The 22,428-nt window shown below is 71.0% G+C and carries 22 protein-coding genes and 1 riboswitch; of the genes, 6 read left to right on the plus strand and 16 right to left on the minus strand.

Annotation, left to right across the window (positions count from 1 at the left end; all coding sequences use genetic code 11):
• Nucleotide 1 precedes the first annotated feature (1 nt).
• Entirely contained in the window at nt 2-1,423 is a 1,422-nt protein-coding gene (locus tag AX721_RS25080) for an efflux transporter outer membrane subunit (protein ID WP_068878692.1), read from the plus strand.
• A 10-nt stretch (nt 1,424-1,433) separates the two neighbouring features.
• Here AX721_RS25080 and AX721_RS25085 read toward each other — a convergent pair whose 3' ends face one another.
• The 4 genes from AX721_RS25085 to AX721_RS25100 are packed head-to-tail and all read right to left on the minus strand — an operon-like array spanning nt 1,434 to nt 4,034.
• Nucleotides 1,434-2,138 carry an aspartate/glutamate racemase family protein gene (locus AX721_RS25085; protein ID WP_255355360.1) on the minus strand — a complete coding sequence of 235 codons (705 nt, stop codon included), beginning with the start codon at nt 2,136-2,138 and terminating at the stop codon, nt 1,434-1,436.
• Complete coding sequence (locus AX721_RS25090) at nt 2,135-3,154, minus strand: D-cysteine desulfhydrase (RefSeq protein WP_068878693.1); 1,020 nt, start codon at nt 3,152-3,154, stop codon at nt 2,135-2,137. Before AX721_RS25090 ends, AX721_RS25085 begins: the two co-directional genes overlap by 4 nt.
• Before the next feature lie 24 nt (nt 3,155-3,178).
• Entirely contained in the window at nt 3,179-3,595 is a 417-nt protein-coding gene (locus AX721_RS25095; RefSeq protein ID WP_068878694.1) for a hypothetical protein, read from the minus strand.
• Nucleotides 3,596-3,611: 16 nt separating this feature from the next.
• Nucleotides 3,612-4,034, minus strand: a complete 423-nt coding sequence (locus tag AX721_RS25100; RefSeq protein WP_068878695.1) for a hypothetical protein — start codon at nt 4,032-4,034, stop codon at nt 3,612-3,614.
• Between the two features lie 102 nt (nt 4,035-4,136).
• A riboswitch (TPP riboswitch) is annotated at nt 4,137-4,244 on the plus strand.
• A gap of 40 nt (nt 4,245-4,284) precedes the next feature.
• Between AX721_RS25100 and thiC the strand changes: the two genes are divergently transcribed.
• A complete protein-coding gene (gene thiC / locus AX721_RS25105; protein WP_068878696.1) occupies nt 4,285-6,120 on the plus strand; it encodes a phosphomethylpyrimidine synthase ThiC in 1,836 nt (611 codons plus the stop codon).
• A 98-nt stretch (nt 6,121-6,218) separates the two neighbouring features.
• Here thiC and AX721_RS25110 read toward each other — a convergent pair whose 3' ends face one another.
• The 3 genes from AX721_RS25110 to AX721_RS25120 form a co-directional block, all read right to left on the minus strand.
• The gene (locus tag AX721_RS25110; protein WP_068878697.1) at nt 6,219-6,431 is read right to left on the minus strand and encodes a hypothetical protein; all 213 of its coding nucleotides are present in this window, start codon (nt 6,429-6,431) and stop codon (nt 6,219-6,221) included.
• A 104-nt stretch (nt 6,432-6,535) separates the two neighbouring features.
• Nucleotides 6,536-9,052: an ABC transporter permease gene (locus tag AX721_RS25115; RefSeq protein WP_068878698.1), complete on the minus strand. Its 2,517-nt coding sequence runs from the start codon at nt 9,050-9,052 to the stop codon at nt 6,536-6,538.
• Nucleotides 9,049-9,729: an ABC transporter ATP-binding protein gene (locus AX721_RS25120; RefSeq protein WP_068878699.1), complete on the minus strand. Its 681-nt coding sequence runs from the start codon at nt 9,727-9,729 to the stop codon at nt 9,049-9,051. The genes AX721_RS25115 and AX721_RS25120 overlap by 4 nt, the downstream gene beginning before the upstream one ends.
• 52 nt (nt 9,730-9,781) lie before the next feature.
• Between AX721_RS25120 and AX721_RS25125 the strand changes: the two genes are divergently transcribed.
• Nucleotides 9,782-10,417 (plus strand): arylesterase, encoded by a 636-nt coding sequence (locus AX721_RS25125; RefSeq protein ID WP_068878700.1) that lies wholly within the window; start codon nt 9,782-9,784, stop codon nt 10,415-10,417.
• Here AX721_RS25125 and AX721_RS25130 read toward each other — a convergent pair.
• The 4 genes from AX721_RS25130 to AX721_RS25145 form a co-directional block, all read right to left on the minus strand.
• Nucleotides 10,414-11,997, minus strand: coding sequence for a response regulator (locus tag AX721_RS25130; RefSeq protein ID WP_068878701.1), 1,584 nt, complete (start codon nt 11,995-11,997; stop codon nt 10,414-10,416). The two genes, AX721_RS25125 and AX721_RS25130, sit on opposite strands and share 4 nt — an antisense overlap.
• Nucleotides 11,994-14,558: an ATP-binding protein gene (locus AX721_RS25135; protein ID WP_231733465.1), complete on the minus strand. Its 2,565-nt coding sequence runs from the start codon at nt 14,556-14,558 to the stop codon at nt 11,994-11,996. Before AX721_RS25135 ends, AX721_RS25130 begins: the two co-directional genes overlap by 4 nt.
• 137 nt (nt 14,559-14,695) lie before the next feature.
• On the minus strand, nt 14,696-15,886 hold the full coding sequence (locus AX721_RS25140; RefSeq protein WP_068878702.1) for a cytochrome P450: 1,191 nt from the start codon (nt 15,884-15,886) through the stop codon (nt 14,696-14,698).
• 65 nt (nt 15,887-15,951) lie between these two features.
• Nucleotides 15,952-16,614, minus strand: coding sequence for a hypothetical protein (locus AX721_RS25145; protein WP_068878703.1), 663 nt, complete (start codon nt 16,612-16,614; stop codon nt 15,952-15,954).
• 246 nt (nt 16,615-16,860) lie between these two features.
• Here AX721_RS25145 and AX721_RS25150 point away from each other — a divergent pair, with 246 nt between their 5' ends.
• Together AX721_RS25150 and AX721_RS25155 are read left to right on the plus strand one after the other, a co-directional pair.
• Nucleotides 16,861-17,478 (plus strand): response regulator, encoded by a 618-nt coding sequence (locus AX721_RS25150; RefSeq protein ID WP_231733464.1) that lies wholly within the window; start codon nt 16,861-16,863, stop codon nt 17,476-17,478.
• On the plus strand, nt 17,475-17,957 hold the full coding sequence (locus AX721_RS25155; RefSeq protein WP_068878704.1) for a hypothetical protein: 483 nt from the start codon (nt 17,475-17,477) through the stop codon (nt 17,955-17,957). The genes AX721_RS25150 and AX721_RS25155 overlap by 4 nt, the downstream gene beginning before the upstream one ends.
• Nucleotides 17,958-17,967: 10 nt before the next feature.
• Here the strand turns inward: AX721_RS25155 and AX721_RS25160 are convergent, their stop codons facing one another.
• Nucleotides 17,968-19,098: a zinc-binding dehydrogenase gene (locus tag AX721_RS25160; protein ID WP_068878705.1), complete on the minus strand. Its 1,131-nt coding sequence runs from the start codon at nt 19,096-19,098 to the stop codon at nt 17,968-17,970.
• A gap of 488 nt (nt 19,099-19,586) precedes the next feature.
• A complete protein-coding gene (greA, locus tag AX721_RS25165) occupies nt 19,587-20,066 on the minus strand; it encodes a transcription elongation factor GreA (protein ID WP_068878706.1) in 480 nt (159 codons plus the stop codon).
• A 92-nt stretch (nt 20,067-20,158) separates the two neighbouring features.
• Between greA and AX721_RS25170 the strand changes: the two genes are divergently transcribed.
• The gene (locus AX721_RS25170; protein ID WP_068878707.1) at nt 20,159-20,341 is read left to right on the plus strand and encodes a DUF3606 domain-containing protein; all 183 of its coding nucleotides are present in this window, start codon (nt 20,159-20,161) and stop codon (nt 20,339-20,341) included.
• Between the two features lie 65 nt (nt 20,342-20,406).
• On the opposite strand, the gene AX721_RS25175 is transcribed toward AX721_RS25170, so the two are convergent.
• The 3 genes from AX721_RS25175 to AX721_RS25185 form a co-directional block, all read right to left on the minus strand.
• Nucleotides 20,407-21,006 (minus strand): FxDxF family PEP-CTERM protein, encoded by a 600-nt coding sequence (locus AX721_RS25175; protein WP_068878708.1) that lies wholly within the window; start codon nt 21,004-21,006, stop codon nt 20,407-20,409.
• A gap of 261 nt (nt 21,007-21,267) precedes the next feature.
• Nucleotides 21,268-21,510 (minus strand): hypothetical protein, encoded by a 243-nt coding sequence (locus tag AX721_RS25180; RefSeq protein ID WP_068878709.1) that lies wholly within the window; start codon nt 21,508-21,510, stop codon nt 21,268-21,270.
• An 80-nt stretch (nt 21,511-21,590) separates the two neighbouring features.
• Nucleotides 21,591-22,428 (minus strand): class I SAM-dependent methyltransferase (locus AX721_RS25185; protein ID WP_082769888.1); only part of this gene is annotated, 838 nt, incomplete at its 5' end.

Here is a 22,428-nt window from a genome sequence, read left to right on the forward strand (position 1 = left end):
GATGTCCCCCAGATCCCTCGTCCTGGCGCTGATGGCGTCGGCCGCGCTCGGCGGCTGCACCCTGGCGCCGCGCTATGAACGGCCCATCCTCCCGGTGGGCCAGGCCTGGCCTGTGGCGACGGATGCCCCCGCCGCCGCCGTCCCGGGGGCCGATCTCGCGTGGCGCGACGTCTTCCAGGATCCCCGCCTGCAGTCGGTGATCGCGCTGGCGCTGGAACAGAACCGCGACCTGCGGGTCGCGGTGGCCAATATCGCGCAGGCCCGCGCTCAGTACCGGATCCAGCGCGCCGAACTCCTCCCTGGCATCGACGCTACGGCGGCTGGGACGCGCACGCGCACGCCGGCGTCGGTCTCGCAGACCGGCCGCTCGGACGTCACCGACCAGTACAGCGTCGGCGCCGGCTTCTCGGCCTATGAGCTCGACCTGTTCGGCCGGGTACAGAGCCTGAGCGCCGCGGCGCTGCAATCCTACCTCGCCACGGAAGAGAACCGGCGCACGGTGCAGATCAGCCTGATCGCCGAGACCGCCAGCGCTTACCTCACCCTGGCGGCCGACCAGGACCTGTTGAAGATCACGCAGGACACCCTGGCCACCCGCGAGGCGGGCCTGGACCTCGCCCGCAAGCGCTTCGAAGCCGGGGCGACGTCCGAGCTCGACCTGCGCCAGGCCCAGACCCTGGCCGAACAGGCCCGTAGCGATGCGGCGTCGGCCACCGCCCAGGTGGACCGCGACCGCAACGCCCTGCGCCTGCTTGTCGGCGCCGAGGTCCCGGCCGATCTTCTGCCGGAGGGCGGGCTGACGGACGTGGGCGTCCTGGCCGACATCTCGCCCGGGCTGCCCTCCGACGTCCTGACCCGCCGGCCCGACGTCCTCGCCGCCGAACACACCCTGCGGGCCCAGAACGCCAATATCGGCGCGGCGCGAGCGGCGTTCTTCCCGCGCATCAGCCTGACGGGCTCGGCGGGAACCATCAGCCCCGAACTTGGCGACCTGTTCGGAGGCGGTACGCGGACCTGGAGTTTCGCGCCCCAGGCGGTTCTGCCGATCTTCTCCGGCGGGGCCAACATCGCGGGCCTGCGCAGCGCCGAGGCGTCCCGCGACGCCGCGGTCGCCCAGTACGAGAAGGCGATCCAGACCGCCTTTCGCGAGGTCGCCGACGCGCTCGCGACGCGCGCCACCATCGCCGACCGGGTCTCCGCGCAGGAGCGGCTGGTCGAGGCCGCGGCGGCGGCCCAGCGCCTCACCCAGGCTCGCTACGAACGCGGCGTCGACAGCTACCTGTCGCTCCTGGACGCCCAGCGTACGCTCTACGCCGCGCGCCAGACTCAGCTCGCGGCGCAGTTGGACCAGGCTGCCAACAGGGTCGAGCTCTATCGGGCGCTGGGCGGCGGCGCGCCGAACGGCGCCCGCCCGTCGGACTGAGCGCCCGCGGCTAACCCACGCCGTGCGGCAGCGGCTCCCAGCGTAGGCACACGGCCACGCAGCGGCGGGCCAGCAGGTCGCCGGGGTCGATCAGCTCAAGCTTCACGTGCTCGTCCTCCAGCACCAGCGGGACCTCGGTGCAGCCGGCGATCAGCACCTCCGCGCCCAGCTTGCGCAGCTCGTCGGCGTAGCCCTTCATCTCGCGCGTCACGTCGTCGCCCAGGTCGCCGGCCTTGATCCGGTAGAGGGTGACCATGAACGCCTCCTGGCGCTCGGGCGGCAGGCTGACCAGGCCCATGCCGCGGGCGGCCAGGTATTCGCGGTAGAGCTTGAGCGCGCCCTTGGTGCCCAGCACCCCGGCTCGGATGGCGCCGGACTGACTGGCCGCCTCCGCGCCCAGGTCGATCATGTCGATCAGCGGCAGGCCCGAGGCGCGCTGGATCAGATCGGCGTGGGCGTGGGCCGTGTTGCACGGCATGGCCAGCACCTCGGCCCCCGCCCCGTGCAGGGCGCCCGCCATCTCGGCCAGCACGTTGCCTGCGCCCGAGCCGGGCACGTTGCGGTCCGGCGCCTTGGGGTTGATGTCGACGATCACCCGGATGTGGTCCTGGTCCCGCTCGGCGGGCGTGTAGGCCTGGAGCCGGGCCAGGAACTCCAGGGTCGCCGCCGGGCCCATGCCGCCCAGCACGCCCAGCGTCAGCTGATCGTCGCTCACGACAGCTTGCCCTCGAGCTCGCCCTGGTAGCCGAACAGGCCCTGGGCGCCGCCGGTGTGCAGGAAGACCACGGTCTCGCCATCGAAGGCGCCCTTGGCCGCGAGCGCCAGCAGGCCCTTCATCGCCTTGCCGGTATAGACCGGGTCTAGCAGGATCGCGTCGGTGCGGGCGATGGTCTTCAGCGCCTCGATGACCGCGTCGTCGATCAGGCCATAGCCGGCGCCGACGTAATCGCAGTCGGCCACGACCATATCCCGCGTCACCCGCTCCTCATGGCCCAGCAGGGCGGCGGTCTCGCGGGCCAGCTTGTAGACGTTGGCCTCCTGGACGTCCTTCGGCGCGCGTACCCCGATGCCCAGCACGGGGATGTCGGCGCCCATCACCGCCAGGCCGGCGACCAGGCCCGCATGGGTGCCGGCGCTGCCGGTCGCCGTCACGATCCGGTCGATCTCCAGCCCCGTCTCGTTCGCCTGGGCCACCAGCTCCAGCGCGCACTCCACATAGCCCAGCGCCCCGATGCTGTTCGAGCCGCCGCCGGGGATCACGTATGGCCGTCCGCCGGCGTCCGACACCTCGGCCGCCACCTTGGTCAGCTCCTGGTTCATGTCCGTGCCGCCCGGCACGCTGCGGATCTTCGCGCCCAGGAGCTGGTCCAGCAGGACGTTACCGGACCGGGTGTAGTCAACGGCCGTGGAGCCGGTGCGCTCCTCCAGGATGATCTCGCACTTCATGCCGAACTTGGCCGCCGCCGCCGCCGTCTGGCGCACGTGGTTCGACTGCACGGCGCCCTGGGTGACCAGCGTGTCGGCGTCGTTGGCGAGCGCGTCGCCCAGCAGGTACTCCAGCTTGCGGGTCTTGTTGCCGCCGCCGGCCAGGCCGGTGCAATCGTCGCGCTTGATCCATAGGGCCGGCCCGCCACCGCCCGGCCGCACCAGATGTTCGGTCAGGCCCGGCAGCGGCTCGAACGGCGTGGGCAGGTGGGCGAAGCGGACGGGGTTGAAACGGGCGAGGTGCATGCCCTCGCTGCTAGACCCTTCCCGCTACGGCTTCAACTTCCGCGGCAGGGCGGCTGCCTCGTCCGGCGTCAGCCTGGCGATGGAGTCCACCGCGCAGAGGCCGCTGCGGGCGTGGAGCGTCACGTCCCGGGGCTTGCAGATCACGCCGCCATGGCTGACCTGGCTCATCCCGATCGGATCGGACGAGATGGCGCTCTTGAGGCAGCCGTTGGTCATGGTGAAGCGGTAGAGGCCGCGGTTCTTGCCCACGGCCTCCACCAGCAGGGTGTTCTTGTCGACGACCGAATGGTTGCCCACGTCGCGCAGGATCATGCACTGACCCTCGGGCAGGCCGGCGCCGGAGGCGGGCGGCGGGCCCAGCGGCGAAGCGGGAACGGCGGCGATGGCCAGCGTCGCGACGCCCGCGACGCCGGCGGCCATGGCGATGGTTGCGAACCTCATGGATGGTCTCCGTGGGCTAAGGCTTCAGTTTGCGGGGGAGGGCGGCGACCTCCTCCGGCGTCATCCTGACGATCGAATCCACGATGCACTGGCTGGGGAAGCCGCCCCGCGAGATGGCGATGTCCATGTCGATGGGCTTGCAGATGATCGAGGAGCCGGGCGGGATCCGGGTCACCAGCGGGTCGGAGGCCACGGCGCCGGCCAGGCAGCCGCCCTTCATCGTCACGCGATAGGTCGCCTTGCCGCCCACGTCGATCAGCAGCGTGTCCTTGTCGGCGATGGTGTGATTGCGGATCTCGCTGGATCGGATGCATTGTCCGCTGGGCAGCCCCGTTCCCGACGGCGGCCGCGGCGTGGTCAGGGGCGAGGGTTTGGCCGCGATGGCGGCGGTGGATGCGGCGGCGGCGACGGCCGCCAGGGCGATGGTCGCCAGTCTCATTCGGCGTGCTCCTTGGTCTCGTCCCACCGACAAGATACGCGCGGCGACGCCTCCCGTCTTCGCAATTGACGCTGGCGGGCGTCGGGCAACGGGCTTACCCTGCGGCTATCCTCGGGGGGCCGCGCGCGAGCGGCTGAGAGGTGGGTGAGCCCACGACCCGTCGAACCTGATCCGGGTCATGCCGGCGAAGGGAAGGGCCTTTTCACCCCGACTGACGCCCGTGATCCGTCCGCCTACGGAGTCACATGCGATGAACAAATTCACCGGCAAGCTGGCCGCCGCCGCCATCCCCACGGGCGAGCGCCCAGGGTCGAAGAAGGTCTACCAGCCCGGGGTGCTGTGGCCCGACATCCGCGTGCCGTTCCGCGAGGTGGCAGTCCATCCCTCGGCAAACGAGCCGGCCCTGACCCTGTACGATCCTTCGGGCCCCTATACGGACCCGACCGTCGGCATCGACATCGAGAGGGGCCTGGCCAAGACCCGCGAGCCGTGGGTGGTCAGCCGCGGCGACGTGGAGATCGTCGAGATCCCCCGCGCCGTGAAGCCCGAGGACAACGGCTTCGCCCGGGGCGCGCACCTGGCGCCCGAGTTCACCGCCCCGCGTCGCGTCTACCGCGCCAAGGCCGGCGCCAACGTCACCCAGCTGGAATACGCCCGTCGCGGTATCATCACGCCCGAGATGGAATACGTCGCCATCCGCGAGAACCTGCGCCGCCAGCAAGGGGACGCCTTCATCCGCGACGGCGAGGACTTCGGCGCCGAGATCCCGGATTTCTGCACGCCGGAGTTCGTGCGCGACGAGATCGCGCGCGGCCGCGCCATCATCCCGGCCAACATCAACCACACCGAGCTCGAGCCGATGATCATCGGCCGCAACTTCCTGGTGAAGATCAACGCCAACATCGGCAACTCGGCGGTCCTCAGCCACGTCTCCGACGAGGTGGACAAGATGGTCTGGTCGATCCGCTGTGGCGCCGACACGGTCATGGACCTCTCCACCGGCCGAAACATCCACAACATCCGCGACTGGATCGTCCGCAACAGCCCCGTGCCCATCGGCACGGTGCCGATCTACCAGGCGCTGGAGAAGGTGAACGGCGTCGCCGAGGACCTGACCTGGGACGTCTTCCGCGACACCCTGATCGAGCAGGCCGAGCAGGGGGTCGACTACTTCACCATCCACGCGGGCGTCCGCCTGGCCTACGTGCCCCTGACCGCCAGCCGCGTCACCGGCATCGTCTCCCGGGGCGGCTCGATCATGGCCAAGTGGTGCCTGGCCCACCACCGCGAGAACTTCCTCTACGAGCACTTCGAAGAGATCTGCGAGATCATGAAGGCCTACGACGTGTCGTTCAGCCTGGGCGACGGCCTGCGCCCCGGCTCGATCGCCGACGCCAACGACGCGGCCCAGTTCGGCGAGCTGGAGACCCTGGGCGAACTCACCCAGATCGCCTGGAAACACAATGTGCAGGTGATGATCGAGGGCCCCGGCCACGTGCCGATGCACAAGATCAAGGCCAATATGGACAAGCAGCTCAAGACCTGCGGCGAGGCGCCGTTCTATACGCTTGGCCCGCTGACCACCGACGTGGCTCCCGGGTACGACCACATCACCTCGGCCATCGGGGCCGCGATGATCGGCTGGTTCGGCACGGCGATGCTCTGCTACGTCACACCCAAGGAGCACCTGGGCCTGCCGAACCGCGAGGACGTGAAGGTCGGGGTGATGACCTACAAGCTGGCGGCCCACGCGGCCGACCTCGCCAAGGGACACCCTGGCGCGCGCATGTGGGACGACGCCATCAGCCGGGCGCGGTTCGAGTTCCGCTGGGAGGACCAGTTCAACCTGGGCATCGATCCCGAGACGGCGCGGGAGTACCACGACGAGAGCCTGCCGAAGGAGGCGTTCAAGACCGCCCACTTCTGCTCGATGTGCGGCCCGAAGTTCTGCTCGATGAAGATCAGCCAGGACATCCGCGACGCGGCCCGGGCGCAGAACGACGTCGACACCGGCATGGCGCAGATGGCGCAGAAGTTCCGCGAGACCGGCGGCGAGATCCTGGTGCCGGTGGCGCCGGCCGAATAACCCCGTCGCTATGGCTGGGCAGGACGTGCGGGGTCAGGCCGAAACGGCGGCCCGCGGGCGTCCCGCCCAGCCTTCGCGGTACGCGAACTGAACCGAAACTAGTCTTCGGCCTCGGCGGCGGCCGTCTTAGGCGGCCAGACGCGGACGGCGACCGCGACGGTCACCGAGCCCAAGATGGCGGCGGCGGCGCCGGCCCACTGGACCGCGTTCATGCCGATGGCCGCATAGTGGCCGGTCATGGCGCCCGACAGGAATACAAGGCTGGCCGAGCTCCACTCGATCAGATCCTTCTTGGTGATGTCGAGGTTCATGCGGTCACTCCGGGCAGGCGGTCTTGGCGTCGATCCAGGATCACCAGGGCTGGATGCCAAAACCTTACCGGCGGAGCGATGCGACACTGTTGCGCAGGCCGCGTCTATTCCGACCTGAGCGCCGGCGCCGGCCGCTTGGAAAGCGCCTGGAAAGACGCCAAGAGGCCGCCTACGCCGGCGAACGCCGAGGCGCCGGCCAGCAAGGCGGCGACGCCGGCCCAGTCGACGCTCCACTTCGCCTCGAAGACATGTGTCACGACGGGCCAGGCCGCGGCGTAGCCCAGCCCCACGCCCGCGGCGCCGGCGATCAGGCCCACCAGCCCATACTCGATGACATAGGCGGCCAGCACCTGCGCCCGCGACGCGCCCAGGACCTTCAGCGTCGCCGCCTCGCGGGTTCGCTCCTGCGCCCGGGCCGCGATGGCGCCGGCGAGCACCAGCAGGGCGGCCATCAGGGCCACAGCCGCCGCGCCGCGCACTGCCAGGGCGACCCGGTCGAACATCTCGGTGGCCGCCTCCAGCTGTTCGCGCACAGAGATGACGTTCACCTCCGGGAAGTCGGCGCCCAGGGCGCGGACGATCCGCTGTTCCTCAGCGAGGCTCGCCTTGGCGATGGCCACGTGCCGGGGCGTCGCACCCTCCAGCGCATTCGGGGTCAGCACGATCGGAAAGCCCGCGCCGAAGCTGCCGAAGTCGACCCGGCGGATGGCCGCCACCCTCGCGTCGATCTCCGCGCCCAGCACCGACAGCTTGAGCATGTCGCCGACCTTCAGGTTCCCGCCCTCGGCTGGGTCGCGCGACACCGCCACCAGCGGCGGTCCCGTATAGTTCGCCGGCCACCATCGGCCTTCGAACACGCCCGCGTTCGGCGGCTCGGCGCCCAGGGCCGAGAGGCTGACGTCGTTGTCATAGGCCCAGCGCGCGCCGGGCGGGATCTTCTCGATGTCCACCGGCACGCCGCGCACCGCCAGGATCCGGCCGGTGAAGAAGGGCGCGCGCAGATAGGTGTCAGGCCTGGGCGTGCGGCCGAAGGCCCGCGCGACCTCGGCGTCGAAGGCCGCCGTGCGCTCGCCGGGGATCTCGGTGAAGATCAGCGCCGGCGCGGTCTGTGGCGCAACGATGGAGATCTGGCGCAGGAGGCTGGACTGGATCAGCACCACCGCCGCCAGCAAGGCGACGCCCAGACCGATGGCCGGGGCCGCCGTCCGCGCCGCCGAGCGCGGGCCGGCCAGGTTCGCCAGGGCGATCCTCACCGCGCTGCGCGTGCCGCCGCGCAGCCGCCCCGCCAGCTTCGCCGCGCCCCAGCCGAACGCCCACAGCACGCCGAACGCCGCGGCCACGCCCGCGGTCATGATGCTGGCGGCCAGCGGCGTCGGCGCGGTGACGATGGCCAGGGCGCCCAGGCCCAGCGCCGCCAGGAGGGCGCCGATCAGCTCCGGCCCGAAGGTCAGGCGGCCCGACAGGTCGCTGCGGAACAGGCTGGCGGGCGGCGTGCTCCGCGCCCGGGCCAGGGGCGCCAGGGAAAAGGCCGCCGCCGACAGAAGCCCGAAGGCCGCCGCCCGCGCCAGCGGCCAGGGATAGACCGCGAACAGCGCCGGCACCGGCAGCTCGTCGCGGACCAGGGCGCCCAGCACCAGGGGCGTCACGGCGCCGACGATGAGGCCGATGGCGATTCCGGCCAGGGCCAGGAGGCCGATCTGCGCGAGATAGACGTTGCGGATCAGGCCGCTCTCGGCGCCCAGGGCCTTGAGGGTGGCGATGGCCGGCTTGCGCCCGTCCACATAGGCGCTGACGGCGCCGAATACGCCGAGGCCCCCAGCCACCAGCGAGGCCAGGCCGACGAAGCCCAGGAAGTATTCCAGCTGGTCGATGATCCGGCTGACGCCCGGCGCGGCGTCGTTGCGGTCGCGGATGCGGAAGAACCCGCGCATGCTCTTGCGGACGTCGGCCTTCGCCGCCTCCAGCGACAGGTCGGGCCGCAGGGATATGCGCACCGTCTCGCCGAACGGCAGGCCGGGCTGCAGGAAGCCGCCCTGTTCCAGCGCCCCGGTCCGGGTCAGGACCCGCGGGCCCAGCGAGAAGCCGCGGGACAGCCGGTCGGGTTCCTCCTCCAGCACCGCGCCGACGCGCATCGGCACGTTGCCGGCCAGGAAACGGTCGCCGACCTTCAGGTTCAGGCGGTCCAGCAGCGCCTGTTCCACGGCCGCGCCCCATACGCCGTCCCGCGTGGCCAGGGCGGCGGCCAGCGACGGCGCGCCCGTGATCTTCACCTCGCCGGCCAGCGGGTAGGCCGCATCGACGCCGCGCAACTCCACCAGCCGCCGCTCGCCGCCCGGCGCCTCGGCCATGGCCTGGGAGGCGGCCGCGTAGGTCGTGCGGCCCAGCCGGTCCAGCCAGCCGCGCTCCACCGGCGTGAACCGGCGCTGGCTGGCCGAGACCGCCATGTCGCCGCCCAGGATCTCGCGCGCCTCGGTCGCCAGGCCCCGGCGGAACGCCTCGGCCGTAGAGCTGGCCGCGGCGATGGCGGCGACGCCCAGGGCCAGGCACGCCAGGAAGATGCGGAAGCCCTTGACCCCGCTCCGAAGCTCACGCGCGGCGAACCGCAGCCAGAGGGGGATCATGCCGCCTCGACCGGCCGGCCGTCGCGCAGGGTCACCACGCGCTGGGCGCGCGCCGCCAGGCCCGGGTCATGGGTCACCAGCAGCAGCGCCGCGCCCGTGTGCTCCACCAGTTCGAACAGCAGGTCGGCCACGTGGCGGGCGTTGCTGGAATCCAGGTTGCCGGTCGGCTCGTCGGCGAACAGCAGGGCCGGGGAGGGGGCGAGCGCCCGCGCGAGGGCCACGCGCTGCTGCTCCCCGCCCGAGAGCTGGTGCGGATAGTGCCGGGCCCGGGCCGACAGGCCCACCCGGTCCAGCCAGGCGCGCGCCTCGTCCATGGCGTTGGGCTTGCGGGCGATCTCCAACGGGGCGGCCACGTTCTCTTCTGCCGTCATGTTCGGGAGCAGGTGGAAGGACTGGAAGACCAGGCTCACCCGTCCCCGTCGCAGCTTGGCGCGGCCGTCCTCGTCCAGCTTGCCGAGGTCGCGGCCGAACAGGCTGACCTTGCCGGCGCTCGGCCGCTCCAGGCCGGCGGCCACCGCGATCAGCGACGACTTGCCCGAGCCGGACGGCCCCACCAGCGCCACACGTTCGCCCTCGGCCAGGGTCAGATCGAGGTTTCGCAGGATCTCCACGGGTCCCGCCGCGGACGGCAAGGTCAGGCCCACATCCTCGAGGACCAGCGGCGGTGTGTCGTTCAAGCGGAACCTCAGGCGGTTGAGCAGCGTACCCTTTCCCTTACATAGGACGTTCATGGCCGAGCCAAGACCTACCCGACGCGTGCTGTTCGCCTTGCCGCTGATCGCGGCCGCGGGACCGGCCCTCGCCGCGCCGCCCAGGGTGGTGACGGTGCTGGGCGATTCCATCACGGCCGGCTACGGCCTGCCCGCCGCCCAGGCCGTGCCGGCGCAGCTTCAGCTGGCCCTCCGCAAGCTCGGCTTCTCGGTCCAGGTCCGCGCGGCCGGGGTCAGCGGCGACACCACCGCGGGCGGCCTCGCCCGGGTGGACTTCAGCGTGCGCAAGGATACCGACCTCGCTGTCGTGGCCCTGGGCGCCAACGACCTGCTGCAGGGCCAGGACCCCAAGCGGACGCGCGCCAACCTCGACGGCATCATCCGCAAGCTGAAGGCGCGCCGCATCGGCGTCCTCCTCACCGGAATCTCCGCGCCGACCGAGATCGGCGGCGGCTATGCGCGCGACTTCAACGCCATCTTCCCGGGGCTTGCGCGCGCCCATGGCGTGCCGCTCTACCCAAATCTCCTGGACGGCGTGGCCCGACGCCCGGCGCTGAACCAGCCCGATGGCATCCATCCTAACGCCCGCGGCGCCCAGATCATCGCCGCCCGCCTCGCCCCCGTGGTCGCCAAGGCGCTGGCGGCGAAGCGCTAGCCGACCGACTGGCGCACGGTGCGGCTGAGGTCGTCGATACTGACCGGCTTGCGCAGCACGACCGCGTCGGGGATCGCGTCCAGCGCCAGCGAGTCCGCATAGCCGCTGCAGAAGACGATCGGCAGGTGCGGGTGGCGCGCCCGCATCCGGTGCGCCACCTCGGCGCCGGTCATGCCCGGCATGGCGTAGTCCAGCACCACGGCGTCGGGCGGGCTCGCGTCCACCATGGCCAGGCCCGAGGCGCCGTCCGGCGCGCCGCGTACGGCATAGCCCTCGCTGTGCAGGCCGTCGCAGAGGATCTGCCGCACCTGGTCGTCGTCGTCGATCACCACCACGCTCAAGCTGCGCTGGGGTGTGGGCGCCGCTTGCGAGGGCCCCGGCGCGGCCTCGGCGCCGGGCGGTTCGGTCCGGGGCAGGGTGATCCGCACACTCGCCCCCCGGCCGGGCGCGCTGTCGATCTCGCAGGCGCCGCCGCACTGCCGCGCGAAGGCCGCCACCTGCGCCAGCCCCAGGCCCGACCCCTGGTGGGTCTTGGTGGTGAAAAAGGGCTCGGTCGCCCGGGCCAGAACCTCCGGGGTCATGCCGACGCCCGTGTCGCTCACCTCGATGCACACCGACGCGAGGTCGGCCCAGGTGCTGAGGCGAACCACGCCACCGTCGGGCATCGCGTCGCGGGCGTTCACCACCAGGTTCAGCACGGCCAGCTCCAGCTGGGTCGGGTCGGACCGCGACCACGCCGGGCCGGCTCGCAGGTCGGCCACGAGCTGGACGTCAGCGTCCAGGGCGTGGCGCATCAGGCTGTCGCTCCGGGCCAGGGTCTCATCCACCGCCACCGGCCGCAGGGTCAGCCGCTGGGTCCGCGAGAAGGCCAGGAGGTGGGCCACGACCTTGGCGCCCCGCTGGGCCGCGTCCAGGGCGGTGTCCACGTAGCGCCGGCGCGGCTCGCCCTCTTCGATCGTGCGCTGCAGCAGTTCGAGGTAGCCGATGATCGGCGTCAGCAGGTTGTTGAAGTCGTGCGCGACACCGCCGGTCAGGCGGCCGATCGCCTCCACCTTCTGGACCTGCACAAGCGCCTGCTCGGCCCGCAGCCGCTCGGCCACCTGGTGGTCGACCTCGGCCAGGGCCTGCTCAAGCTCGGCGGTCCGCGCCCGCAGCCCGCGCTCCAGCTCGGCGTTCCGGCGGCGCAGCTCGCGCACCGTCAGCGCCCGCTTGATCGCCGGCAGCAGTGTCGAGAGCTTCAGCGGCTTCAGCACATAGTCCAGCGCGCCCTCGCGCATCGCCGTGACCGCCGAGCCAATGCTGCCCTCGCCGGTCATGATCACGGCCGCCAGGTCCGGGTCGCGCGCCTGCATCTCGCGCATGAGGGCAAGGCCGTCGACGCCCGGCATCACCAGGTCGGCGAGCAGCAGGTCATGGGCTCCCGGCGAAAACGCCTGCAGCGCCGCCGCGGGGTCCGAGAAGCCCGTCACCTCATAGCCCTGCCCGCCGAGGGTCGCCTCCAGGGCCTGCAGGTTCGCCGCCTCGTCGTCGACGACCAGCAGGCGGGCCGGGCCGCGCTCGGGGCTCTCGGCGGAGTTCACTCGGCCGCCTTCCGCGCCTGGCGGGCCAGGGCCGCGCGCACCTCGCGCAATTTCGGCGGCTTGCCCAGCACGAGATCGACGTTCGGGATGCCCTCGACCCCGGAAAGCATGCCCTGACCCCAGCCGGTCAGCAGGATCACCGGTGTCTCGGGCGACGCGGCCTTCACCGCGGCGGCCACCTGCCGGCCGTTGACGTAGGGCATGCCCAGGTCGGTGATCACCGCGTCGAAGGGATGGCCATCCTGTCCGCGCGCGAAACTGTCGATGCCGTCCTGGCCGGCGTTGGCCGGGGTGATCTGATGGCCATCGTTGCTCAAAGCGTCGCTCAGGGCCTTCAGCAGCACGGGGTCGTCGTCGACGAGCAGGAGCCGCATCGGCGGTGGGGTCTCCAGCTCGGCCGGGCCGCCCCTGGCGCTTCGCGTGGCGGCGGGGAAGATCAGCGAGAAAGTCGTCCCCGCCCCCGGCGTCGACTGGATGTCCACCTCTGCGCCGTGACGTTGCGCGACGCCGTAGACCATGGCCAGGCCGAGGCCGGTGCCCCGCTCGCCCTTGGTGCTGAAGAAGGGCTCCATGCACCGTCGGCGGGCCTCGTCGTCCATGCCGACGCCGGTGTCGAGGACGTCGATCCTCACCCAGCCGGGCTCATCCGCCACGCTGGTGCGCAGGGTCAGGGTCCCACCGTCGGGCATGGCGTCGATGGCGTTGAACACCAGGTTCGTGAGGGCCTCGCGGATCTCGCTCTCGGCCCCCAGCACCAGAGGCAGGCCCTGGGCCAGGTCGGTCTCCACCCGCACCAGGGTCCCGCGCTGCATGGTCATGTCGGCCCAGCGCGGCCGGGTCAGTTCCAGCACCTGGCGCGCCAGCTCATTGAGCTGCAGCGGGGACCCCGGCAGCTGGGGTTCGCGCTGGCGGTAGAACTCGCGCATGCGCCCGATGGTGTGGCCCACGTCCTCCACCGCCCGCCGGATCACCTCCAGCTGGCTGCGGGCCGTGGGGCTCAGGCCTTTTTCGGTCTCCAGCATCGCCTCGGTGTAGAGCGCCACCGGCGACAGGGCGTTGTTGATGTCGTGGGCGATGCCGCTCGCCATCTGGCCCAGGGCGCGCAGCCGGTCCTGCTGCATCACCACCTGCTGCGACTGGCGCAGGTCGTCATAGGCCCGCTGCAGGGCGCCATAGAGCTGGGCCTGGTGCGCCGCCAGCGCCACGTGCTCGCTGAGCTGGCGCAGGAACTCGCAGTCCTCGCTCTGGAAACTGTCCGGCTCCAGCCGCCCGGCGAGGAAGCAGCCGAAGACCTTGCTCTCCACCTGCAGCGGCGCGGCCACCAGGGCGTGGATTCCCGCCAGCGACAGCTGCGCCTGCAGCGGGAAGGGCATGCCCGAGACATCCGGCTCGTAGGTGAGGTGGCCTTCGATGCAGCGGACGAGGGCGTTCTCGTCCGCCGGGAAGACCATCGGTTCGGGCGCCGCCAGCGACAGACCCAGCTCCCGCGACTTGGCCCCGACCGAGACCACCGTCAGGACCCGGGTCGCCTCGTCGTAGTCGCAAAGGCAGGCGAAATCGACCGGCAGCTGCTGTTCGACGCTCCGGACCGCCACCTGGTAGATGCTGTCCAGGTCCTGGCGGTCGCCGATGGCGCGGGTGATCTGGTGCAGCAGGTTCAGGCGCTCCAGCTGCGCGCGCGCCTTGGCGTCGGCCCGCCGGCGCTCGGCGGCCTCGCGCCCCAGGTCCTCGTGCGCCGAAGCCAGGGCGTGGGCGCGGGCCTCGACTTCGCGCGCGAGGGCGGCCTCGGCGGCGAACCGTTCGCGCATGTCGTCGGCCATGGCTCGCATCACCCACAGCAGGATGATCAGGTAGCCGGCGATCTTGCCCAGGTGGGCGATCATCCCCTGGCTGTCGGCCGGGGCGGTCGAATAGAGGATGGCGGCGTGTCCGACCGTCATGATCGCCGCCGCCCAGGCCGTCGGGCCGGCGATGCGGTGACGTCTCCGCAGCCGCCAGGCCCACACCGCCACCCCAGCCCAGAGCAGCGGCACGCCGACCAGCGATGGCCGCGTGAAGCCCAGGGCGTTGGGCGCGGTGTAAGGCGGAAGCTGCTGATAAAGGAGGAACAGGCCGGCGCCCGCCAGGCCGCCCAGTCCCAGCAACACCGCCACGTTGCCGCGTCCGCTCTGCAGGCGCCAGAGCGCGCCGCAGATCGCGAGTGGCAGCAGGTACGCGGACGGCGACCAGGTGGCGGGCCGCAGGTAGGCGCGCGCTTCCGTCACCCAGGCCAGGCGCCCCAGCCAGTCAATGCTGACCACCACGTGCAGCAGTTCCAGCGCGAACGTCACGCCGAAGGCCGTGGACAGCCATCGCACGAACGGGCTGTCCGTGTGCTGGGCCATATCCCAGAGCAGCAGCGCCATCAGGCCGGACAGTACGGCCACGCTGGTGTCGAGGACGGTGTGCAATTCGACGAACTCGGCCCGGCCGGCGCTGAGCATCAGGGCGCCTGCGCCGAACGCCAGCAGCACGGCCAGCGATGCGCGCGGCAGTCCCCTTGCGCCAGTCAACGCGGTCATGTCCGACCCTCGACGTCCATGACGACCCTGGAGGGCCGCGCCGCCTCGATACAATCAGGCGGTGTAGGAACGACTCCTAACCCAATGGATAAGCTGCGCAAGCCCGCTAAGGTTGCGCTGGACGCCGGCGGCGGCGCTCATACCGTGCGAAACCGCAGCGGCATGGCGCGCGGACCCGAGATGAAGTTCGACGCCAGCCACTCCACCGGCGCCGCCGGCTCGAAGCCCGTCATCCGCGTCAGCACCTCGCGCAGCATGGCGTCGATCTCGATCCGGGCGATGTGCTGGCCCAGGCACCCGTGCGGCCCGGTGCCGAAGGCGATGTGCGGGTTCTCGGCCCGCCCCAGGTCCAGGACGTCGGGCCGATCGAACACCGCCGGATCGCGGTTGGCGGCGCCGAAGTACATCACCACCTTGTCGCCCTCGCGGATCTGCTGGCCGGCCAGTTCGGCGTCGCGCTTGGCCGTGCGGCGCATGTAGATCACCGGGCTGGTCCAGCGCAGCAGCTCCTCGCGCGCGGTCGGCAGCCGCCCCTCCAGGTCCGCCATCAGCCAGGCGTACTGCTCCGGACGCTCCATCAGGGCGAGCAGCCCGCCGGAGAGCAGGTTGCGGGTCGTGTCTCCGCCGGCGTCCACCAGCAGCAGGAAGAACAGCAGGAACTCCATGTCCTCCAGCTTGCGGCCGTCCACTTCGCAGGCCAGCAGGCGGGAGGCGAGGTCGTCGCCGGGGCGAGCCCGCTTCTCCGCCATCACCTTCGAGCCGTACTCGAACATCTTCATCACCGCCTGGCCGCCGGCCCCGGGCGGCAGCGCCTCGGGGGCGGTGTGGATGGTCTCGGTCAGCTTGTAGAGTTCGCGCCCGTCCTCCAGCGGCAGGCCCATCAGCTCGGCGATCACGAACGAGGGCATCTCGCCGGCCACCTCGGCCACGAAATCGCATTCGCCCTTGTCGATCACCGCATCGACGATCTGTTTGGCCAGCTCCTGGATCCGCGCCTGCCGCAGCCGCGCCGACGGCTCTGTGAATTCCGACCGGATCAGCTTGCGGAACGCCGTGTGCTCCGGCGGATCCATCATCAGCATCATCTTGTACGGCCCGAACCCGCCGGCCTCGGCCAGGGGGTCGTTGATCATGATCGTCGGCTCGGACGAATAGGTCTGGAAGTCGCGGTCCACCGCCCAGACGTCGGCGTGCCGGGTGACCGCCCAGAAGCCCCTGCCGTCCGGCTCGTCGTGCCAGCGCACGGGCGCGTTCTCGCGCAGCCAGTCGTACTGTCCATGCGGCTGTCCGCCGGCGAAGCTGGCCGGCGACAGGAGGTCGATCTTCATGGCCTGGCGTCCTCCCACGGTTTTCCGCAGAGGACGCCCCTTTCCCGCGGGTCAGGCAAGCGTGGCTAGAAGACCTCGGTCCAGCTGTCCGAGCCGGCGTAGGAGCTCGCCTTGCCATAGCAGAACAGGCCCGGGCGCTCGGCCTGGGACTGGGCCTTCTTCAGTTCCCACTTGAGCTGTTTGCAGGGCCAGCCGTTGACCGGCTCCTCGCTCACCACCGTGATCGAGCCGGTGGAGGCCGATCCCTTCCACGTGATGGACTCGCCCAGCGCCAGGGCTCCCACCTTCTTTTCCCAGGCCCCGTAGGATCCATCCAGGCGCACGAAATGCCGGACCCAGGCGTCGTAGCTGTAGCCCCCTTCGCAGTCGTTGCAGGAGACCTTGCTGAACTCGACGAAGGCCTTCTTCTGGTCTTCCAGCTCGGGCGAGAAGGTCAGGTTCGAGGGATACCTCACCGACTTCGCGCCGACGTTCTTCGGCCACGGCGCCGGGCCGGAGGTCTGCGGGGCCTGGGCCGCTTCGGCGTACTGCGCAGGCTGGGCCGCGTCCTGCCCCTCCGCTTCGGCCGCCGGCGGCTGGGACTGCTGGGGCTGCGCCGCATTCTGGATCGCGGCCGCGGCCGCCTGGCGGGCCAGGTTCTTCAGGAAGCCGCTCTGTGCGGCGGCGGGTCCGGCAAGGACCAGCGACAGGCCGGCGACGGCGAGCGCGGCAAAAACCGATTTCGACATGCACACTCCAGGTTTGCAGCCCGTGCCGAAGGCCGATCCGCCGCATCCGCGCCAGCGCCTTGCTGCGAACGCGGCTCCGGCCGCGACGAGCGTGGATCGCATCGGCGAACTCTGAGGCCGTCGAGCCACGCTACCCAAATTGGGGGGCGCCCCTCGGGCTTTACCGAATGTTTCGATCTGCCTGGGAAATTCCCATCCGATTCCCACAGTTGGGAAGCAACCGAAGAGCCCAGAGCGCGCGCGCCGATGAGCCTGGCCGACATGTCCCTTGCGAACCTCGGCTCGCGCATCGACCTCAGGAAGGCGTCGATCCTGCTGGTCGAGCCGAACAACCAGGCGATGGACGTGCTGACCTCGATCTTCCTGGGCTTCGGCGCGACCCATTGCCTGAAGGCCACCTCGTTCGAGGAGGCGCAGCAGATCGCCCACAGCGCCCCGCTCGACCTCATCGCCTGCGAGGCGACCCTGCAGCCCGAACAGCCGGACGGCTACGAGTTCGTCCACTGGCTGCGCCGCTCCAACCTCGAGCCCAACGCCTTCGCCCCCGTGGTCCTGATCTCCTCCCACACCAGCAGCCGCAACGTCTCGCGCGCCCGCGACTGCGGCGCCCACTTCATGATTTCCAAACCGCTGGCCCCGACGGTGCTGCTCCAGCGCATCCTCTGGATCGCCCAGAACAACCGCACCTTCGTCGAGTGCGCGTCCTACACGGGGCCCGATCGCCGCTTCCAGAACCTGGGCCCGCCCGACGGCGTGGGGCGCCGCCACAACGACCTTTCCGCCGAGCTCGGGGATGCGGTGGAACGCAACATGGACCAGGACGAGATCGACAACCTGCTCAGCCCCAAGAAGGTCGTCCGATGAGCTCGGTCAGCTACATCCGCCGTCCGAACCGCCTGGGCAAGCTCATCTCCACCCCCGGCGGGCGCAAGCTCGCCGAGGCCGTGGCGCAGGCCGAGGCCAACATCGAGTCCATGCGTCCCGGCATGCTGGCCGAAGTGGACGGGGCCCTGGACAGGCTGCGCCAGGCCGCCGCCCGCGAGGACACGGCCGCCCACGCCGACGTCTACGCCTGCGCCAGCGCCATCGTGGGCTTCGCGGGCCTGTGCCATCTCTCCCGCCTGGGCGAGGTGGCCTACAATCTCTGCGAACTCTCCGACCGCTACATCGAGGCCGGGGCCTGGAACACGGCCGCCATCGCCGCGCACATCCAGACCATGGGCGTCCTGCGGATGGCCAACCTTCCCGAGGACTCGCCCGAGGCCGAGGCCGTGATGGAAGGCCTCAAGACCCTGGTCCGCCGCGCCGAGGAGAAGGCCGCGGCCGAGGCGTCCCAGGGCTAGGGCGCGATCGTCAGAGATCCTTGCTGGGGTTGATCAGGTACTTCTCGCCCGTGGTCTTCTTGTTGTACGCGGCGATCACGTCCGGCTGCAGCGCCTCGGCCAGCGAGATCTCGGCCGTGTAGTGGCTGGCGAAGGTGGTCCTCAGTTCGTCCGCCACCCGCTTGCGCAGCCGCGCCACGCCTTCCGCGCCCAGCTTACCCAGGAACGGCGTCAGCAGCCAGCCGCCCACCGCCCACGACAGGCCGTAGTTGCGCGCTAGTTCGGACGGCCGCGGGTCGAGCGAGCCGTAGATGTAGACCTGCTTGAACACGCTGGAGCCGTAGCGGCTGTAGGCGCCGCCCCGCGAATTGGCCGCCGCCTCCATGCCCGACAGGATCTGGCTGGCCAGCTTGCCCCCGCCGATGGCGTCGAAGGCGATGGTGGCGCCGGTCGCGATCAGCGCCGCGGTCAGGTCGTCCTGGAAGGTGGGAGAGGTGGAATCCACCACGTACTTGGCGCCGATGTCCGTCAGGATCTTCGCCTGCTCGGCGCTGCGGACGATGTTCACCAGATCGATGCCGTCCTTCAGGCAGATCTTGTTCAGCATCTGCCCCAGGTTCGAGGCCGCCGCCGTGTGCACCAGGGCGGTATGTCCCTCGGCCCGCATGGTCTCGGTCATCCCAAGCGCGGTCAGCGGGTTCACGAAGCACGAGGCGCCGTCCGCGGCCGTGGCGCCCTCGGGGAGCGCCAGCACGTCGGCGGCCTTTACGGTCCGGTACTGGGCGTACATGGCCCCGCCCAGCAGGGCGACCGTCTTGCCGATCAACGCCTGGGCGGCCGGGTCGGGCCCGGCGGCGATCACCACGCCCGCGCCCTCGTTGCCCACCGGCATGGACTCGTCGATCCGCGCGGCCATGGCCTTCAGGAACTTCTCCGGCACCTGCGCCGTCGTCACGCCGTCCGCGCTCTTCAGGGTCGACAGGTCCGCCGGCCCCAGCAGCAGGCCCAGGTCCGAGGGGTTCAGCGGCGAGGCCTCCACCCGCACCAGCACCTCGTCGCCCGCCGGCGGCGCGACCGGCGTCTCCACGAGGCGGAGCTCCAGTTCGCCACTGCTCTTGATGGTGGACCGCAACTGCAGCCCCTTGTCCGGCACGCCGGCCATGGTCGCCTCCCTTGGCTTTACATTGTCAGGAGACGGACATGGAGGCTCGGCCGCGCTTCGCCAAGGCCTGAAAGCAAGAAGGCGGCTCTTGCGAGCCGCCCCAAACCCACAAAGCAAGAAGGCGGCTCTTGCGAGCCGCCTCTGCCGCTTCTTTTGATCCGCACGGGATCCGAAGATCCCGGAAGCGCTGCGGGGGCCCCACGCCCCGGCGGCTGGAGAGACCGGCCGCCGTTACCGAAGGTCTTCCTCCAACCGCGGTCGCGCGACAAGTCCCCGCGCGCCTCCGCCGCATTTCCCCCGTATCCTGTGGCGGCGTCGACACGCCCTGAAATGGTCTTATTCCCGACCTGAGCCGGACACAGGCCGCCCGTTTATTGGATATGTCGGCTGGCCCGCTTCCGGTCCGGATCCTGAACAGCCCCCCAGCCCCCCTGATCGGGCGCCTGGTCAGCCGACGACCCTTCCCCCAATCCACATGTCGGCGGTCCTCAGCGGACTGCGATCACTTCGACCTCGGCCTCGCCCAGCGCGACCGCTTCGCCCACGCCCTTGCCCAACAGGGCCCGCGCGAGCGGCGACACATAGCTGATGCGGCCCTGCGCCGGGTCGGCCTCGTCCTCGCCCACGATGCGGAAGGTCTGCCGCCGGCCATCGTCGCGCTCGATCTCCACCGTGCGACCGAACTGCACGGTGTCCTCTTCCAGCTCGGGTTCCGTCAGCTGCGCGCTGGCCCGCCGCGCCGACCAGTAGCGCAGGTCGCGGGTAGCCCGGGCCATGGCGGTGCGGTCCGCCGCCACCCCGCCCTCGGCCTGGGCCTGGGAATAGGCCGCCCGCGCCGCCGCCAGTTCGGCTTCGATGGCGGCCAGTCCGCTGGCGGTGACCAGGTTGGGATGCGCCGAGATCGGCCGATCCGGGAGGTCCGCCGCCTGCGCCTCGTAGTCTTCCTCACGGGTGAATGCGACCGCCATGACCCAATCTAGGCCTCCCTTGCCGCAGCCGCCAGCTTGCCCGCGACGCGGGTCGTCCGCGGCGCTAGGTTGCGGCGATACGGAGGACTCACATGGCCGGTCTCAAGGACAAGCGCGGCTTCATCGACAAGGACCGCCTGGACCTCTCGGAACGCAAGGCCGTCGAGTACTGGATGAAGCGCTGGGGCGTCACCCAGGACCAGATCGTCTCCGCGCACCGCAAGGTCGGCCGCCTGACCAAGGACATCGCGGCCGAGCTGGGGAAGAAGCGCTAGCCGCCTGAGGAAAAGGCCCCGGCGTCGCCGCCGGGGCCTCGCGTCGGTTGCGGCTCGCCGTGGACTTAGGCGAACGCCAGGGCGTTCCGGCGGCGGCGGAGCAGGGCGCCCGTACCGCCGAAGCCCAAGATCATCAGCGCCCAGGCGCCCGGCTCCGGCACCACGCCGGCGGCGAAGGTCGCCGTGCCGGCATAGACGGCTTCGGAACCGCCGAAGCCCGCGATCGTCAGCACCTGCGGCCCACCGGCCACGATCGGCAGCGGACCGTCGGCGCCCAGCACGGTGTTGCCGCCGTCGCCGGTCGGCGTGTTGGTGAACGCCAGGTCCACGCCGTTGAAGGTGAACGACGAGACGGTCAGCGAGCTGTTGGCCAGGAACCCGATGGAGCTCAGCGTGAAGCCGACGATGCCATCCGGAAGCTCGAAGCTGAAGGTGTTGGTGAAGGCGCCCGTCCCCTCGTCGTAGACGTGGGTCGAGGTGGTTTCGCCGGGGATGCTCTCGGCGCCCGGGATGCCCAGGCCATCGTTCCCGAAGGCGACCGAGATGCCGCCCATCGGCGTGGTCGTCCAGGGTTCCACGAAGGTCGCGGCCGATGCGCCGCCCGCCATGGCGCCCAGGCCCAGCGCTGCGGCCGCGCCCGCGAAAAAGTGTTTATGCACAGACATTTAAGGCCCCTTTACAGCCAGAAGAGCATGACGGCTCTCAGTGCCGGCATGCAGCCCGGGACCAGAACCGGGAGAGGCGTGCATTGTTCCCGGCGATGTCAAAAAATATGGCGGCCATGTGACGAAAACCGCCGTCGGCCGCCGCATTTGTATCAAATGTCAAAAACCTCCGATCCCTGGGGACCGGAGGTCTTGATGTCAGCTCTCGCAGCGGACCCGCCCACCGGCAGGCAGGCGCATCCCCCGCGCGGCCCCGCTCCGCTACTTGGAGGGGCTGGTGTCCGGCGTATTGGCCGTCGTGGCGCCGCCGTCGGCGTTGCCGGCCTGCTGCTCGACGGCGTCGGCCTGTGCGTTGAGAGCCTTTTCCTGCGCTTCGTTCGGCGTCGCGGCGGCTTGAGACTCCATGGCGTCGGCCGTCGCTTCGGCCTGCTTGTCGGCGGGACTGCTGCACGCGGCGAGGCTGGCGGCGGCACAGGCGGCGAGGGCCGCGGTCAGGATGCGCATCGAGAAAGTCTCCATTTGTTAGTACCCCGAGACAGCTTGAGCGCACGGAACGCGATTTGGTTTCGTGGGCGCGCGCTTTCTCATGCCCGGGCGCGCGCCAGCCAGCAGGCCGAGGTGAACCGGACGGCTCCGTCCTGCACCAGCGGCGCGAAGGCGTTCCGCAGAGCCCCGGCGACCTGCCCGCGGCGGGTCTCCCCCATGTCCCGCATCGCCAGGCCGACGGGCCCCAGCCGTGTGACGTAGGCCATCAGATCCGCCTCGGCCACCTCGCCCGGCAGGTCCAGGGGGCTGACGTCCACGTCCCGCCAGCCGGCGCGGTCCAGGATGCGCCGTACCCGCTCGCCGTCCGCGAAGGCGAACTGGCCCGGCGCGTCGGGGGCGGCCGGGGGCGTTGGCGGCAGGAACGGCGCCGCCGCCCGCGCCGCGGTGGTCATGAATGGGTTGTCGGCGGGGCTGCGCCAGGCGACGAAGGCGAGGGCGGCGCCGGGACGGGCGGCGCGGCGGATGTTGGCGAACGCGGCCTCGGGGTCGTCGAAGAACATCACCCCGAAGCGCGATATCACCGCGTCGAACGCGCCCGGATCGAAGCCATGGGTCTGGGCGTCGGCCTCCAGGAACGCCGCGGCGGCCACACCGTCGGCGGCCGCCCGCTCGCGGGCCGCGGCCACCAGCGGGGCCGATATGTCCACGCCCAGGCACAGGCCCTGCGGGCCGACCCGGCGCGCCATGGCCAGGGTCGTGGCACCCGCGCCGCAGCCGATGTCCAGCACACAGCCGCCCTCGCCCGGAAACGCCTCGGCCACCAACCGGTCGACGAAAGGCGCCAGCATCCGATCCAGCACGGCCTGCATTTCGGCCCAGGTCCGGCCGGCGGCGTCGTTCCACAGGGCGGCCTGGTCGCGGTTGGCCGGGCTGGAG

It is taken from the genome of Phenylobacterium sp. CCH9-H3 (genome assembly GCF_001557235.1).
GTDB lineage: Bacteria > Pseudomonadota > Alphaproteobacteria > Caulobacterales > Caulobacteraceae > Phenylobacterium.

Excerpts from the sequence above, each read along its gene's own strand:
- AX721_RS25115 (WP_068878698.1), bottom strand. The coding sequence starts at position 9,052 with ATGATCCCCCTCTGGCTGCGGTTCGCCGCGCGTGAGCTTCGGAGCGGG.
- AX721_RS25090 (WP_068878693.1), bottom strand. The coding sequence starts at position 3,154 with ATGCACCTCGCCCGTTTCAACCCCGTCCGCTTCGCCCACCTGCCCACG.
- AX721_RS25175 (WP_068878708.1), bottom strand. The coding sequence starts at position 21,006 with ATGTCTGTGCATAAACACTTTTTCGCGGGCGCGGCCGCAGCGCTGGGC.
- AX721_RS25180 (WP_068878709.1), bottom strand. The coding sequence starts at position 21,510 with ATGCGCATCCTGACCGCGGCCCTCGCCGCCTGTGCCGCCGCCAGCCTC.
- greA (WP_068878706.1), bottom strand. The coding sequence starts at position 20,066 with ATGGCGGTCGCATTCACCCGTGAGGAAGACTACGAGGCGCAGGCGGCG.
- AX721_RS25100 (WP_068878695.1), bottom strand. The coding sequence starts at position 4,034 with ATGAGACTGGCGACCATCGCCCTGGCGGCCGTCGCCGCCGCCGCATCC.
- AX721_RS25140 (WP_068878702.1), bottom strand. The coding sequence starts at position 15,886 with ATGAAGATCGACCTCCTGTCGCCGGCCAGCTTCGCCGGCGGACAGCCG.
- AX721_RS25110 (WP_068878697.1), bottom strand. The coding sequence starts at position 6,431 with ATGAACCTCGACATCACCAAGAAGGATCTGATCGAGTGGAGCTCGGCC.
- AX721_RS25125 (WP_068878700.1), top strand. The coding sequence starts at position 9,782 with ATGGCCGAGCCAAGACCTACCCGACGCGTGCTGTTCGCCTTGCCGCTG.
- AX721_RS25170 (WP_068878707.1), top strand. The coding sequence starts at position 20,159 with ATGGCCGGTCTCAAGGACAAGCGCGGCTTCATCGACAAGGACCGCCTG.
- AX721_RS25095 (WP_068878694.1), bottom strand. The coding sequence starts at position 3,595 with ATGAGGTTCGCAACCATCGCCATGGCCGCCGGCGTCGCGGGCGTCGCG.
- AX721_RS25160 (WP_068878705.1), bottom strand. The coding sequence starts at position 19,098 with ATGGCCGGCGTGCCGGACAAGGGGCTGCAGTTGCGGTCCACCATCAAG.
- AX721_RS25145 (WP_068878703.1), bottom strand. The coding sequence starts at position 16,614 with ATGTCGAAATCGGTTTTTGCCGCGCTCGCCGTCGCCGGCCTGTCGCTG.
- AX721_RS25135 (WP_231733465.1), bottom strand. The coding sequence starts at position 14,558 with ATGACCGCGTTGACTGGCGCAAGGGGACTGCCGCGCGCATCGCTGGCC.
- AX721_RS25155 (WP_068878704.1), top strand. The coding sequence starts at position 17,475 with ATGAGCTCGGTCAGCTACATCCGCCGTCCGAACCGCCTGGGCAAGCTC.
- AX721_RS25080 (WP_068878692.1), top strand. The coding sequence starts at position 2 with ATGTCCCCCAGATCCCTCGTCCTGGCGCTGATGGCGTCGGCCGCGCTC.
- thiC (WP_068878696.1), top strand. The coding sequence starts at position 4,285 with ATGAACAAATTCACCGGCAAGCTGGCCGCCGCCGCCATCCCCACGGGC.
- AX721_RS25150 (WP_231733464.1), top strand. The coding sequence starts at position 16,861 with ATGAGCCTGGCCGACATGTCCCTTGCGAACCTCGGCTCGCGCATCGAC.